The following is a 15232-nucleotide window of genomic DNA, read 5'->3' on the forward strand; positions in this document are numbered from 1 at the left end:
TTTATGATTCTTTTCTATTCCTAATTTTGTGCTGATAGAATACATTAGGTTTTGTCCCTACTTCTTCTAACAATACATATTTCCTTTTATCTTTTGATAGCCTTGCAATTTCTGATGAAGAATCATTAATATCTCCAAATTTAATTGCTCCACTAGAACAAGCCAGTGAACATGCTACCTGAAATTCTCCATCTTCCACTTTTCTGCCTTGTTTTTTAGCCTCTAAAATGGTAGCCTGAGTCATTTGTATACACATGGAACATTTTTCCATGACTCCTCTGGAACGAACAACGACATCAGGATTTAATACCATTCTTCCTAAATCATTATTCATATTATAGTCAAACTTATTGTTAAGCGCGTAGTTGAACCAATTGAAACGACGTACTTTATACGGACAGTTATTGGCACAATAACGGGTTCCTACACATCGATTATAAGCCATATGATTTTGTCCTTGTTTTCCATGAGAAGTAGCCGCTACCGGGCAAACCGTTTCACAAGGTGCATGATTACAATGTTGACACATCACCGGTTGGAAAATTACATCCGGATTAGTTGGATTCGGTTCAATTAATTCCTTATACATAGGAACTTGATCCAAATTTTCTAAGATTTCTTCTTTTTGCTCTATTTGCTTTTTAGAAGAATAATATCTGTCTATCCGTAACCAATACATGTCTCTTGACATCCTTATTTCTTCTTTTCCAACTACGGGAACATTATTTTCGGCTTGACATGCTATAATACAAGCACCACATCCGGTACATGCATTTAAATCAACCGAAAGGTTAAAATGTGGACCGTCTGTACTGTCATAATCTCTCCATAGATCTACTTTATTCATAGGAACTTCTCCTACGTATGAATCCATTTTTAACGGCTCATTCCATTCTTTAGGATCCTCGTTTAAGAAAGTATCTAAGGAAACTTCTCTTGCTATTTCATACCTACCCATCAAGGTACCTTGCATTTGCATTGATGCAAATTCATGCATTCCTTGAGTCGGTTTAATAGTTATGTTATATTGAATTAAATTAGAGTTAAGATAAAAAGGATAGGCATTTATTCCGGTTTGACCTACTTTTCCTGATTTTGATTGACCGTATCCTAAGGCTAATCCAATTGATCCTTTAGCTTGTCCCGGTTGAATTAATGCAGGAACACTTTTTATTACTTTTCCATTAACCGTTAAATCTACTAAGGAACCATCCAATTGCATTCTGCCATTGGTCTCATTCTTAATTCCTAATTGTTTAGCATCTTCTAATGAAATTGTAATATAGTTATCCCATGCTAGACGAGAGATAGGGTCCGGCAACTCTTGCAACCAAGGATTATTCGCTTGAACTCCGTCTCCAATAGCTGTTTTAAGATATAAGTTTAATTCAAAAGTTCCCGCTTTAATAACTGCTAAGTTAGATAATGCCTGTTCCGCATTTCCTCCGATTACATTTAATTCTGTAATTTCAGATGTTTCATTGTATCCATTATATAAAGCCTGATTAAAACTATAACCTAATTTAGTTCCTAACTGCGTTTGCCAATATTGTTTTAAATAATTATAATATGCATTGGTTTGCTGGGGCGTTGCTGTCGTAGTATAGGTAGAATTAAACGGAGTGGTTGCATTTTGAACCGTATCTTTTTTAGATTGAGTAGCTAAAGAATCAACCGATGGAGTCGAACCAACGGGAGCAACTGTGGTATTTTCTTTAACCGCATTTGTTTGTAATCCCGCATTCCTCCAAACCAATAATGAATCTTGAAATTGACGAGTATCAAAAATTCTTTGGATGGTTGGTTGTGATAATAAGTAAACCCCTGTTGCCGGATTTAAATCTCCCCATGATTCTAACCAATGAGGAACCGGTGCAATAGCTTTACATATAGAAGCTGTTTCATTTTCATATTCTGAAAGAGATACAGAACAATTAACTTTTTTAAATAAATCTTTCAATTTTTCTCCCTCTGAATAAGAGTAAATCGGATTGGTATTAAAGTTAAGTAATACTCCTACTTGTCCGGTTGACAACCAAGATAGTAATTCCGAAAAACGTGCATCATTGGATTCTTTAGTCAATAATACTTTATCCTTTCTAACTGCTAATGAATTTAATTTTTGATTTATCAGATTGGCTATCACATAGGCTGATTTATCGCCTTCCGCAAACACAACCGCTTTTGAACCTTTTTTTGTAAGTTCTTTAGCTATTTTTTGAGCAGTAGGATTGGAAGAAGTTCCATCCAATGCTTTATACACTTCACCCAATAATTTTTGAACTTCCGAAGGTTTTAACGGCATTCTTTCATCGGAACTAGCCCCTGATAAACTTAAATTGGATTCAATTTGAATATGCTTAAGCATAGTTTTTCCCGGGGTTTTGGCTTTCGCATAATCTGCCTCAAAATGTCCTCCATTCCAATCATTCAAAAAATCAGCACCAAAAGAAACCAATAATTCAACTTTAGTTAGATCATATAATGGTAAAGCTCTTACTCCATAAACCTCTTCAGCAGCATCTAACGCCGGTGAATAGGAAATCGCATCGTAAACGACATGTTCTGTGCTTGGGTATATGGTTGTAAAATCTTCAATGATTTTTTTAGTGGAGGGAGAAGGTAAAGATGGTGTTAAAATTACAATCTTTTTACCCGAAACCTTAGCTGCCTGTAATTCTTTATTTACATATTCATCTAATGATTTCCAATCGGTTTCAGATCCATTCAGTTTAGGTGCTTTAGCTCTGTTATTGTCATATAATGAAAGAACAGAAGCTTGACTTCTGGCTGTGCTTTCACCAAAAAAGGCTGCATTTTTATTACTTTCAATTTTAATGGGTCTTCCTTCCCTTGTTTTAACTAAAACACTGGCAATGTCAAATCCATTGTAAAGAGTTGAGGCGTAATAACTGGGTACTCCCGGAATGATACCTTCAGGTTTAACCACATAAGGTACCGATTTAATAATTGGAGCTTCACAGGCTGCTAAAGTTACAGCTGCTGTTCCAAAACCTAAGAATTTTAAGAAATCTCTTCGAGAAGTTTTTGTAGAATACATTGCTTGATCATCTCCTAAAAATTCATCGATAGGAAGCTCTTCTACAAATTCATTTGCTGCTAATTTCTCTGGTAGTGAAGGATCTTGTAATTCTTCTAAACTCCTAAATTTTATTTTATCTTTTGAAGCCATAATGATCTTCTGATGATTTTAATTAATTAATAATGACATTTACCGCATTCTAAACCTCCTATGGCATCTACCGTTATTTTAGATTTATCTTCTCCATATTCTTTCTTCAATTTTTCATGAAGTTTATTGAAGTAAGCTGCATTATATCCATTGGTCATATCGACTTCTGTGGTACGGTGGCAATCTACACACCATCCCATTGTGAAATCATTCGCCATTCTTACTACATTCATGGTATCTATGGAACCATGACAGGCTTTACATACCACGTCAATTTGATGGTTCGGGTTCTTTTTATTGAAATCGGCTATTATTGTTTTTTCTCCTGCCACTACGTGTTGTGAGTGATTAAAATATACGAAATCCGGCATATTATGAATTCTTTCCCATTTCACCGGTTTTTGTTTACCTGTGTATTTTTGGTTTTCTTCATCCCAACCAATATGGTCATAAATTTTCTTAATTTCAGCAGTATAGAATTCTTTAGATTTGCCCGGTTCGATATATTTGCCGGTATATTCGCTGATATTTCTATGACAATTCATACATACACTTAGAGAAGGAATTTCGGAAACTTTCCCATATTTTGCTCCGGAATGACACAATTGACAATTGATTTTATTTTCTCCTGCATGAATTTTATGTGAAAAATAAATAGGTTGATCCGGTTCATAACCTTTATCGACTCCTATTCCCATCAACCAAGCCCATACTCCGTAAAAAGATAAAGCCAATAGTAAAGTTACCAATCCATACAAGCCCCCTTTGTATTGTACATAAAATTGTGAAAAAGTTCTAATTCTTGTAGATTCAAGTTCTGATAATTCAGCGCTAGATGTTTTTAGTTTTACTAGCTTATTGATTTTCAGTAAGGTAAAAATCAATATTACCCCTATTGAGGCAAAGGAAAGTAAAATATAGTTAAGATCATTTGATGTTTTCTTTTCAACTACGGCGGGAGCAGCTTCTTCCGGTGGAGCCGGTGGATTTTCAAGATAAGCTAAAATATCATCGATATTTTGTACTGATAATCTGCCTTCGAAAACATCCATAGCAATTTGATTGTTCTCTTCGAAGATTTTATTCGCACGCTTATCTCCACTTTTTCTTAAGGCTTCATTATTCATGATCCATTTTTGGATCCATTCCACATCAGCGCCTTCTTCAGTTAATTTTGTTACAATTCCTTTTAGTGCAGGTCCTGTAAGTTTTCGGTCTAACGCGTGACAAGCGGTACAATTGTCTTTGAATAATTTCTCTCCATTCTTTACATCTCCATTTACTTTCTGCGCTAAAACAGAAACACTTGTAAAGAGAGTCAGCATACAGACTGCTATAATTTTATTCATAATAATTGATTTCAATTGAATGAAACTTATTTATAATATAATTGTCCCATTAAAAGCGACTTATGCAAAAATAAAAATATGCTCTATATTGCCAAATGTTTTTTTTAACATATCTTTTAGTTTTTGTTAATTTGTAATTATTCTAAATAACGATCGCTTTTATCTAGCTGTTAAACAGCTTATTAAATTGAAATACACGCAAATAACCTTTCTAAAAACCAGATGAAAAAACAGCTTTTTTTATCTTATACGGCAAAATTTACTCATTTTTTCTAGCCAAAAATCGTGTTAATTTAATACCCATATCTAAAAAAATGATTTTAGCACTTCCATTTCTTTCAATATGAAAAAATGCGTTATTAATTTCTTCTAAAATATCTTCTATATTTTTCCCGTGAACAAAATGACTAAAATTATCCCATTTAAAGTTTTCATATGTTAATGGATTATTTACTAAGCTTGAGGATTCGTAATTTTGTAGTAAGGCTTGTCTAAAAGTTTCGGCACAAAATTGTAAGAAATTCTTTTGTTTTTCTCTACCCCAAGCAGATATTTCTAAAGACCAATCTATTATTTCTCTTAAAAATTGTGGTTTTTTAGGAGCCATGACCGCTGCACGGTTCCATCGAATAAAATATTTCTCGAATTCTTCTTGTAAGGTATTGTTTTTTATTAGCTTACAAGCTACATCCCAATCGCCTTCAGCCCTTTTTGCTAAAATATCGGCCGTTTCTTTGTCTAAGGAAAACCTATTTTGTAAATGATCGGATATTTCATTGTTTTCCAAAGCATTAACAGTTATTTTTTGACAACGAGACAATATGGTTGGAAGAATTTTTTTATCATCTTCAGCAATGAGTATAAACAAAGTTTTTGCAGGCGGTTCTTCCAATATTTTAAGTAATTTATTGGCAGCTTCTACTCTCATAGTTTCTACCATCCAAATTATTTGAACTTTATATCCTCCTTCAAAACTTTTTAAGTTTAAGTTATCAATAATATTTTCAATTTCTCTAACAGAGATGATCCCTTGTTTTTTATCTTCATTAATATATGCATACCATTGATTTATATCCCTATAAGGATCTTCGATAATAAACTCTCTAAACTGTTTAATGTAGTCGGAACTTATGGCTTCTTTTTTTTCTGTTGTATTATTAATGGTAGGAAAAGATAAATGCAAATCGGGATGTTGTAATCGATTGATCTGTAATAAACATTTTTCAGATTGTTTGCAAATAACTTCTGAAGCATAGGCAAGTGCAAGCGGTAAAACTCCGTAACCCGGTTTTCCTATATACAGTTGCGCATGGCTAATTCTATCTTCCTTGATTGAATTTTGCAATTGCTTTTTTAAATTATGCTGACCTATTATTTCATCCCATTTCATGTAAACAAAGATAGATCAACTTTTCTAATTCACTTACTTTTATATAATAATTGAATCACTTGATAAGTTTACTTTTTTATCTTAGGCTTAATAAATTTAGTTTTATATAGACTGACAATCGATAGCCGGAAATCGTTTCCTTTATTTACTAAAATGAATAAAAGACAGCATATCTCAAAATTGTTCATAAGTTGTTTAGATGAATTTACATATATGAATAATTATTGCAATAGTTTATTAAAAGTTACATCCGACTTCTAAAAAATTGTTTAGAAAAAAGATAGGTCTACCTTATAATTTTGCATATTTTTGAAACTGATATGGAACAACTAGAATCTAAATACAATAAAATTCCTAAATCCAACAAAATCATTAACTTAGAAAAAGGAAAGCTTCCCCCTCAAGCTATTGATTTAGAAGAAGCTGTACTAGGTGCCATGATGATCGATAAAAAAGGGTTAGATGAAATTATAGATATTTTATCTCCCGAAGTATTTTATAAAAAAGAGCACCAACTAATATATGAAGCTATTGAAGATCTTTTTAAGCAAACAGACCCTATTGATATTCTTACTATATCCAATAAATTACGATCTCAAGGTAATTTGGAGGCTGCAGGAGGTGATTTTTATTTGATTCAACTTTCCAACAAAATATCTTCTTCGGCTCACATTGAATACCATTCAAGAATTATTCTTGAAAAATATATACTTAGGAAACTCATCGAAATATCATCTAATATGATTGAAAAATCGTATGATGAAACTTCAGATGTTTTCGATTTATTGGATTATTCTGAAAGTCAGTTATACGAAATTACCAACGGTACTTTGAAACGAACGTTCAATGAAGCGAAAAACTTAGTTTCCAATGCTTTAAAAAAGATTAAATCTTTAGAATCTAAACAAGGGATGAGCGGTATTCCTTCAGGATTTAAGCATGTGGATAAAATTACTGCCGGTTGGCAACCTTCGGATCTTATAATTATTGCAGCAAGACCCGGTATGGGTAAAACGGCTTTTATTCTTTCCATGGCCAGAAATATTGCCATAGGGGCAGAAACTCCGATCGGCGTATTTTCATTAGAAATGTCCGCAGAACAATTGATGATGCGTATGATATCCAGTGAAACCGGAATTGAATCTGAAAAGTTGAGAAAAGCCAATTTATCCGAATTAGAGTGGCAACAACTTTATTCCCGAGTTAATAAATTGGAAAATGCGCCGATATTTATAGATGATTCTCCCGGGATTTCTGTTTTCGATTTGAGAGCTAAAGCTCGTAGACTTGTTTCTCAGCATGGAGTAAAAATGATTATGATCGATTACCTCCAATTAATGTCGGCAGGAGGAAAAGGTATAGGAAATAGGGAGCAAGAGATCGCTACGATTTCTCGTTCATTAAAAGCTATTGCTAAAGAGCTTGAAATACCTGTTATAGCACTTTCGCAGTTATCCCGTTCTGTGGAAACTCGCGGAGGAAGTAAAAAACCTTTACTTTCGGACTTGAGGGAATCGGGAGCTATTGAACAGGATGCCGATATTGTAACCTTTATATATCGACCGGAATATTACAAATTAGATACTTGGGAAGACGGAACACCTTGTACAGGTCAAGCAGAATTTATTATTGCAAAGCATAGAAACGGTGCTCTCGAAGATGTTCGATTGCGTTTTACGAGTTCTCAGGCTAAATTTTCGGACATCGATGAAGATTATTTTTCCGTACAGGAAAGTATAAGTTCTACCACTTTTGAAAGTAAAATCAATGATGAAACTTCATTTGACAGTTCCATAAATATTCCATCTATTAATCCTAGTGATTCGTTTGGAATTGATGATACTATTGATGATCAAGATTCCGATATGCCTTTTTAAAACTTTGGCAGCATCTTGTGAATCTTCTGCGTATATTAAGCATTTAAATCAAGAATAATTAAAATAAAAAACACTCACTATATAGTGAGTGTTTTTATTATGATAACGAAAATATTATTAAATTTATTTTTTTACAGTATCCACAACCGCTTTGAAAGCTTCTGGATGGTTCATAGCTAAATCTGCAAGAACCTTTCTATTTAAATCTATATTATTTTCTTTTAGTAAACCTATAAATTTAGAATAAGAAAGACCGTATTGTCTGACACCTGCGTTAATTCTCTGTATCCATAAAGCTCTGAAATTTCTTTTCTTTTGCTTTCTACCTACATAGGCATATTGCAAACCTTTTTCAACAGCATTTTTCGCTACTGTCCAAACATTTTTTCTTCTCCCGTAATAGCCTTTGGCTAATTTCAGGACTCTTTTTCTGCGCGCTCTTGACGCTACTGAATTGACTGATCTTGGCATACTTTTTTGTTTTTTTGAAGTGGGTGGAAGTATTTTTTATCTTCTCTTCTTTTACCCAATCCAGGGTTAAACTTTTAAATGATTTTTAAAAAACCGGAATATCTTTCAAAAGATATTCTCTCTTACTTAATTAATAATTGTCTTTTAACGCTTTTTTCGTCTGCGATATCTACTAAAGTAGAATACGTCAGATTACGTTTACGTTTTGTGCTTTTTTTAGTTAAAATGTGGCTTTTAAATGCATGTTTTCTTTTAATTTTACCTGATCCGGTAATTGAAAAACGCTTTTTAGCACCTGATTTTGTTTTTAATTTTGGCATTTTCTTATTTATTTACCTCGTTATCAATTTTACAAAATTAGATATTTTTCAAAAAATAAACAAATCATTTAGACTTTAGCAAAATTTTTTGTTTAGACTTTCCTTTTCTATTCTGATATTTTATTTTTAAAATTCCTGGATGATAAATTTATATCATTAAAAAAATACAATATAATGTAATGTATTAATAAAATCAATGAATTTCCTTATCAATATTTTAATTACAGTAATTTATGAGTAAAATAACCATATCTAAAAAAATTATGAAAATAAATTACGTATTCTTTGAACATGGAAAAAATAACATCCAAGTTAACTAACTAATAATTGTAAAAAATTATAAAGGCATAATAGGTATCAATTTAAAATTTAAATTGATGGTTTATCTTACTCAATTGATAAGTAATACAAATTTAGTTACTATCAAGATAAGAATAAAAAATAAAGAGCTCTTTTTATGTATACTTACTATAAAAGAATAAATAGCTATATCCTATAGCTATTTATTTTTATCTTATTTTTTTGGAGACATCATCATAATCATTCTTTTCCCTTCGAGCTTTGGCATTTGCTCTACTTTACCCCATTCTTCTAATTCTTGCGCTAATCTTAATAATAAAATTTGTCCTTGGTCTTTAAAAACAATGGAACGCCCTTTAAAGAAAACATAAGCTTTTAATTTAGAACCTTCTTCCAAAAATTTTTGAGCATGTTTCTTTTTAAATTCGAAATCATGTTCGTCGGTTTGTGGTCCAAATCGAATTTCTTTAACCACTACTTTGGTTTGCTTGGATTTAAGTTCTTTTTGCTTCTTTTTCTGTTCGTACAGGAATTTTTTATAATCAACAACTCTACAAACAGGTGGATTTGCACTTTCTGTGATCATTACCAAATCCAACTCTAAATCTTCGGCAATAGCTAATGCTTCTTTTATAGGATAGATTCCTTGAGTAACATTATCTCCTACTAAACGAACTTCCGGAACATCAATTTTTCCGTTAATTTTGTGTTCTGGCTCTTGCTTCTTTGGGATATACTTCCCTCTTGAATTATTTCTGTTAAGTGCTATGGTATTTAAATTTTATTGATTATTTGTTGCTTTTTTCATCATCGTTACTACTTCTTCTAAAGAAAAAGTACCTAAATCTCCTTCTCCACGTTTACGAATCGACACAGTGTCGGAGGAAGCTTCCTTCTCTCCTACTACAAACATGTAAGGAATTTTATTGATCTCTGCATCTCGTATCTTTTTACCTGTCTTTTCGTTACGATCGTCTATTCGTCCGCAAATATCCGAATTTTCCATTAAATCCAAAACTTTTTTTGCATAATCTACATACTTTTCACTAATAGGAAGTATAATAAATGGTTCAGGACTTAACCATAAAGGTAAATCTCCGGCAGTGTGTTCTAACAGAATGGCCACAAAGCGTTCCAAAGAACCGAAAGGCGCTCTATGTATCATTACAGGACGATGTTTTTCATTATCTGCTCCTATGTAATAAAGATCAAACCTTTCCGGCAAATTATAGTCTACTTGAATAGTACCTAATTGCCAGTTTCTACCTAAGGCATCTTTAACCATAAAATCGAGCTTTGGTCCGTAAAAAGCTGCTTCGCCATATTCAACAACTGTAGGTAGTCCTTTCTTTTCGGCTGCTTGTTTAATCGCATTTTCAGCTTTCTCCCAATTTTCATCACTTCCAATGTATTTTTCTTTATTTTCTTTATCTCGCAATGAAACTTGGGCTGTAAATTCGTTAAATCCTAAGGATTTAAATGTATATAATACGAGATCTATTACATTTTCAAATTCCCCGATCAATTGATCCGGAGTACAAAAGATATGGGCGTCATCCTGAGTGAATCCTCTAACTCGAGTAAGTCCATGCAATTCTCCACTTTGCTCATATCTATAAACGGTTCCAAATTCTGCGAATCGTTTCGGTAAATCTTTATACGACCAAGGGGAAGATCGATAAATTTCACAGTGGTGTGGACAATTCATCGGCTTTAATAAAAACTCTTCACCCGCATTAGGTGTTTTTATAGGTTGGAAGCTATCTGCTCCGTATTTTTCGTAATGTCCGCTGGTAACATACAAATCTTTATGCCCGATATGAGGGGTTGCTACAATTTCATAACCTGCTTTTCGCTGTGCCGCTCCTAAAAAGTCAATAAGTTTTTGTCTTAGTTTTGCACCTTTTGGTAACCATAAAGGTAATCCTGCTCCTACTTTTTCGGAAAAGGTAAATAATTGCAGCTCTTTTCCTAATTTTCTATGATCACGCTTTTTTGCTTCTTCTATTCTTTCTAAGTATTCAGTTAATTCTTTTTGTTTTGGAAAAGAAATTCCATAGACACGTACCAATTGTTTATTTTTTTCATCGCCTCTCCAATAAGCTCCTGCCGCATTTAATACTTTTACGGCTTTAATTATTCCGGTAGAAGGAATATGTCCACCTCTACACAAATCGGTAAAATTATCGTGTGTTACAAATGTGATCGATCCATCTTCTAAATTTTCAATTAATTCAGTTTTAAACGGATTATCTTTATAGGCTTCTAATGCATCATTTTTGGAAACAGAACGGATAGAGAACGTTGAGTCTTTTTTGGCATTTTCCAACATTTTCTTTTCAATTTTTTCAAAATCTTTTTCTGAAAAAACTTCATCTCCAAAATCAACATCGTAATAAAATCCGTTTTCAATGGCCGGACCAATAGTTAATTTGGCATTTGGATAATACTCCATAATTGCCTGTGCCAGTAAGTGGGCAGAAGAATGCCAAAACGCTTTCTTACCTAAATCATCATTCCATGTTAATAATTGTACCGCTGCATCCTCCGTAATAGGATCGGTAATTTCAACTTGTTTACCATTTACTATTGCAGAAATTGTATTTCTAGCCAAACCTTCAGATATGGATTTGGCAATGTCCAACGGTGTTACGGAATTTTCAAATTCTTTCACACTTCCATCAGGAAGAGTAATTTTTATCATTCTTCTAAAATTTTTAGGATACAAATTTACGAAAGTTTTATAAATGAAATTATTGCGTTTTTTAAATATATCGAAAATAATTTTTTATTTATTCTTGGATTGTAATTATCTCTTTACGAAATTGTTATCTTAATACTAAAATCTTTTTAGTTTTTTATGAACACAAAAAATATTTATTGATTTTATTCAACTGTTTTTAAAAATTTTTGCTTGAAGGAGTTTAATTAAATCTTGTGGATTTAATTGAATTTGTAATCCTCTTTGTCCTGCACTAATGTAAATGGAATCGAAATTCAAGCAGGATTCTTCTATATAGGTTGGAAATAATTTTTTCATGCCTATGGGTGAGCATGCTCCTCTGATATAGCCCGTTAATCCTATTAGATTTTTCATCGGAATTAAGTCGCATTTTTTATTGCCGGATAGTAATGCTATCTGCTTTAAATTTATTTCTTCATTTCCGGGAATTACACAAACAAAATAACCATTTTTATCCCCTTCTAATACCAAGGTTTTAAAAACCTGATTTATATTTTCCCCTAAAGTCTCTGCTACATGTATGGCGCTTAAATCATTTTCATCTACTTCATAGGGAATAAGATCATATGTAATTTTATGTAAATCTAGTAATCTCGCCGCATTCGTTTTTTGTATTTTCTGCTTACTCATGCAAATATTTCTCAGACTTTAATTCTTGACTTAATTTTTTATACAATTTTATCTTTCAAATTCTAATGCCATTCCTCTTACTTCTTTTACTTCTCCTTCACTGTAAGCCAATTTTCCGTTCAAAAAAGTTTTTTCAACGGATGAACTAAAAGTTATATTTTCTAACGGTGACCATCGACATTTGTAAAGAATGTTCTCTTGTGATACTGTATATGGCTTTTCAGGATTAATCAAAACTAAATCTGCATAATATCCTTTACGTATATAGCCTCTTTTTTTAATCTGATACAGTTGAGCCGGGGCATGACACATTTTAGTAATAACTTTTTCTTTGGTAATTTTCCCTTGTTTAACCAATTCTAACATCATCACTAAAGAATGTTGTACTAAAGGACCTCCTGAGGCAGCTTGCAAGCATCCGCCTTCTTTTTCACTCAATAAGTGCGGAGCGTGATCAGTTGCAACAACGTCTAACCGATCTTCTACAACTGCTTTAAGTATAGAATCTCGGTCTTTTTTTGTTTTTACTGCTGGATTCCATTTTATTTTGGATCCTAATTTTTCATAATCTTCATCAGTAAACCACAAATGGTGTACACAAGCTTCTCCGGTAACTTTCTTTTCTTCTAATGGTTTATTTTCAAATAAACTCAATTCTTTTTCTGTGGATATATGTAAAACATGAAGACGTGTTCCATATTTATGGGCTAATTCAATTGCCTCAAATGAGGATTGATAGCAAGCTTCTACGCTTCTAATTAAAGGATGACAAGGAATCGGTATATATTCGCCATAAATAGCTTTATATTTTTCGATATTTTTCCTTATAATTTCTTCTTTTTCGCAATGAACCGCAATCAGCATATCAACCTCAGAAAAAATAGTCTCCAGGGCTTTTTTATTGTCAACCAGCATATTCCCTGTGGATGAACCCATAAAAATTTTTATTCCGCAAACCTTCTTGGGATTAACTTTCATTAGTTCTTCTCTATTATCATTGGTCGCTCCCAGGTAAAAAGAATAGTTCGCATACGATTTTTGTGATGCAAGGGCAAACTTATTTTCCAAGGCTTCAATTGTTGTGGTCTGTGGATTGGTATTAGGCATTTCCATATAAGAAGTTACCCCACCGGCAAGAGCAGCACGGCTTTCATTATGAATATCTCCTTTATGGGTTAATCCCGGTTCTCTGAAATGTACTTGGTCATCGATAACTCCGGGAATCAGCCATAAACCTTCTGCATTTATTTTGGTTGATTGAGCGCTAATTTCCGCAGGAACTTCGCCTCTGTATATTTCGGAAATGATATCTTTTTCCAGTAAAACCGATCCTATAAACGATTGTCCTTCATTTATAATTGTAGCGTTTTCAATAAGTATCATTTGTTTTTTTATTTATTTGAAGTTAATGTCCTGCTGTTTTGGAAAATAGGTTTATAATAAGTACGCCTATGATGATAAATACGATTCCAATAATAGCCGGAATATCTAATTTTTGTTTGTATAAAAAATAGCCTGAAAGACTTATTAATACAATTCCTATTCCTGACCAAATAGCATAGGCTATCCCGATTGGTATGACTCTAATGGCTTTAGTCAGGCTATATAAAGCTGCAAAAAAGAGAGCAAAAAAAAGGACTGTTGGTTTCCATTTAGTAAATTCTTTAGTCATCGGAAGTAAAGAGGTCCCAGCCGTCTCTAAGCATATAGCTATGAATAAATAGATATAGGATTTCATATTAAAATAGTTCTGATTGATTGCCCAGCATTTTTATTTTGCCTAAATGTTTATAGGCTTTTTCCGTTGCTTCTCTACCTCTGGGTGTACGCATAAGATAGCCTTCTTGAATTAAAAAAGGTTCATATACTTCTTCTAAAGTTCCCGGATTTTCTCCTACTGCTGTTGCTATAGTTGTTAATCCTACCGGTCCTCCTTTAAATTTATCAATAATGGTACTTAAAATCTTGTTATCCATTTCATCTAGACCGTGTTTGTCTACTTTTAGCGCTTCTAAACCAATTTCAGAAATGGTAAGATCTATCTTTCCATTACCTTTAATTTGCGCAAAATCTCTGATTCTTCGTAGCAATGCATTGGCAATACGCGGAGTTCCTCTGCTACGGGATGCTATTTCTATAGCAGCCTGCGTATCTATCGGCATATTCATTATGCGCGAACTTCTTTCTACAATACTGCTTAATAATTCTGTGTGATAGTATTCAAATCTAAAGTTAATTCCAAAACGTGCCCTAAGCGGAGCTGTTAACAATCCCGAGCGGGTCGTTGCTCCAATTAAGGTAAAAGGATTTAAATTGATTTGAACTGATCGAGCATTGGGCCCGCTTTCAATCATTATGTCTATTTTATAATCTTCCATGGCTGAATACAAGTATTCTTCAACTATGGGAGAAAGCCTATGGATTTCATCAATGAACAGTACATCATTTTCTTCCAATCCGGTCAATAAACCTGCCAGATCACCGGGCTTATCTAATACAGGTCCTGAAGTGATTTTTATTCCAACATTTAATTCATTTGCAATGATGTTAGCTAAGGTAGTTTTACCTAGCCCCGGAGGACCGTGTAGTAATACATGATCCAAAGATTCGCGTCTTAATTTGGCAGCCTTTACAAAAATCTCCAGATTATCCATAATATGAGATTGACCTACAAATTCGTAAAAACTTTTAGGACGCACCTGCTCTTCTTGAGCAATATCTTCTTTTGAATATTTATTCTTATCCGGATCTAATAAATCTGACATTTTGTAAATTTAAAACTTCTGGAGAAATATAAAAAGTAAACAACTTTAAAATTATTATTTACAATTTTTGAATTGTTTTCTTCCTTTTTTTAAAGATGGTAGTTTCTTAATCTCTAATTTTAGATTAGAAATTGGAAATAAAAAAAACATTTTAAGCTTTAATCAGCTAAATAATTTTGTAAATAATAAAAGGA

The 15232-nt window shown here is 32.9% G+C and carries 12 protein-coding genes; 1 reads left to right on the forward strand and 11 read right to left on the reverse strand.

Annotation, left to right across the window (positions count from 1 at the left end):
• Position 1: 1 nt before the first annotated feature.
• From GYM73_RS08265 to GYM73_RS08275, 3 genes are all read right to left on the reverse strand, one after another.
• Complete coding sequence (locus tag GYM73_RS08265) at positions 2 to 3193, reverse strand: TAT-variant-translocated molybdopterin oxidoreductase (RefSeq protein WP_220233549.1); 3192 nt, start codon at positions 3191 to 3193, stop codon at positions 2 to 4.
• A 26-nt stretch (positions 3194 to 3219) separates the two neighbouring features.
• Entirely contained in the window at positions 3220 to 4542 is a 1323-nt protein-coding gene (locus GYM73_RS08270; protein WP_160564594.1) for a c-type cytochrome, read from the reverse strand.
• Between the two features lie 259 nt (positions 4543 to 4801).
• Positions 4802 to 5932: a DNA polymerase III subunit delta' gene (locus GYM73_RS08275; protein ID WP_220233550.1), complete on the reverse strand. Its 1131-nt coding sequence runs from the start codon at positions 5930 to 5932 to the stop codon at positions 4802 to 4804.
• Between the two features lie 320 nt (positions 5933 to 6252).
• On the opposite strand from GYM73_RS08275, the gene dnaB reads away from it, so the two are divergent.
• On the forward strand, positions 6253 to 7809 hold the full coding sequence (dnaB, locus tag GYM73_RS08280; protein WP_160541738.1) for a replicative DNA helicase: 1557 nt from the start codon (positions 6253 to 6255) through the stop codon (positions 7807 to 7809).
• A 123-nt stretch (positions 7810 to 7932) separates the two neighbouring features.
• Here dnaB and rplT read toward each other — a convergent pair whose 3' ends face one another.
• The 8 genes from rplT to ruvB all read right to left on the reverse strand — a co-directional run bounded on the left by rplT (position 7933) and on the right by ruvB (position 15038).
• The gene (gene rplT, locus GYM73_RS08285) at positions 7933 to 8280 is read right to left on the reverse strand and encodes a 50S ribosomal protein L20 (RefSeq protein ID WP_160556961.1); all 348 of its coding nucleotides are present in this window, start codon (positions 8278 to 8280) and stop codon (positions 7933 to 7935) included.
• A 122-nt stretch (positions 8281 to 8402) separates the two neighbouring features.
• On the reverse strand, positions 8403 to 8600 hold the full coding sequence (rpmI, locus tag GYM73_RS08290; RefSeq protein WP_105296740.1) for a 50S ribosomal protein L35: 198 nt from the start codon (positions 8598 to 8600) through the stop codon (positions 8403 to 8405).
• 514 nt (positions 8601 to 9114) lie between these two features.
• Positions 9115 to 9633, reverse strand: a complete 519-nt coding sequence (infC, locus tag GYM73_RS08295) for a translation initiation factor IF-3 (RefSeq protein ID WP_255410571.1) — start codon at positions 9631 to 9633, stop codon at positions 9115 to 9117.
• A 48-nt stretch (positions 9634 to 9681) separates the two neighbouring features.
• Complete coding sequence (thrS, locus tag GYM73_RS08300; protein WP_220233551.1) at positions 9682 to 11604, reverse strand: threonine--tRNA ligase; 1923 nt, start codon at positions 11602 to 11604, stop codon at positions 9682 to 9684.
• 186 nt (positions 11605 to 11790) lie between these two features.
• Entirely contained in the window at positions 11791 to 12273 is a 483-nt protein-coding gene (ybaK, locus tag GYM73_RS08305; RefSeq protein ID WP_220233552.1) for a Cys-tRNA(Pro) deacylase, read from the reverse strand.
• A gap of 48 nt (positions 12274 to 12321) precedes the next feature.
• Entirely contained in the window at positions 12322 to 13656 is a 1335-nt protein-coding gene (locus GYM73_RS08310) for a dihydroorotase (protein ID WP_220233553.1), read from the reverse strand.
• A gap of 22 nt (positions 13657 to 13678) precedes the next feature.
• Positions 13679 to 14011, reverse strand: coding sequence for a multidrug efflux SMR transporter (locus GYM73_RS08315; protein WP_105296745.1), 333 nt, complete (start codon positions 14009 to 14011; stop codon positions 13679 to 13681).
• A 1-nt stretch (position 14012) separates the two neighbouring features.
• Positions 14013 to 15038, reverse strand: coding sequence for a Holliday junction branch migration DNA helicase RuvB (ruvB, locus tag GYM73_RS08320; RefSeq protein WP_160541733.1), 1026 nt, complete (start codon positions 15036 to 15038; stop codon positions 14013 to 14015).
• Between the last annotated feature and the right edge of the window lie 194 nt (positions 15039 to 15232).

The sequence above is a fragment of the Apibacter sp. ESL0432 genome, from assembly GCF_019469225.1.
Classification (GTDB): Bacteria; Bacteroidota; Bacteroidia; order Flavobacteriales; family Weeksellaceae; genus Apibacter.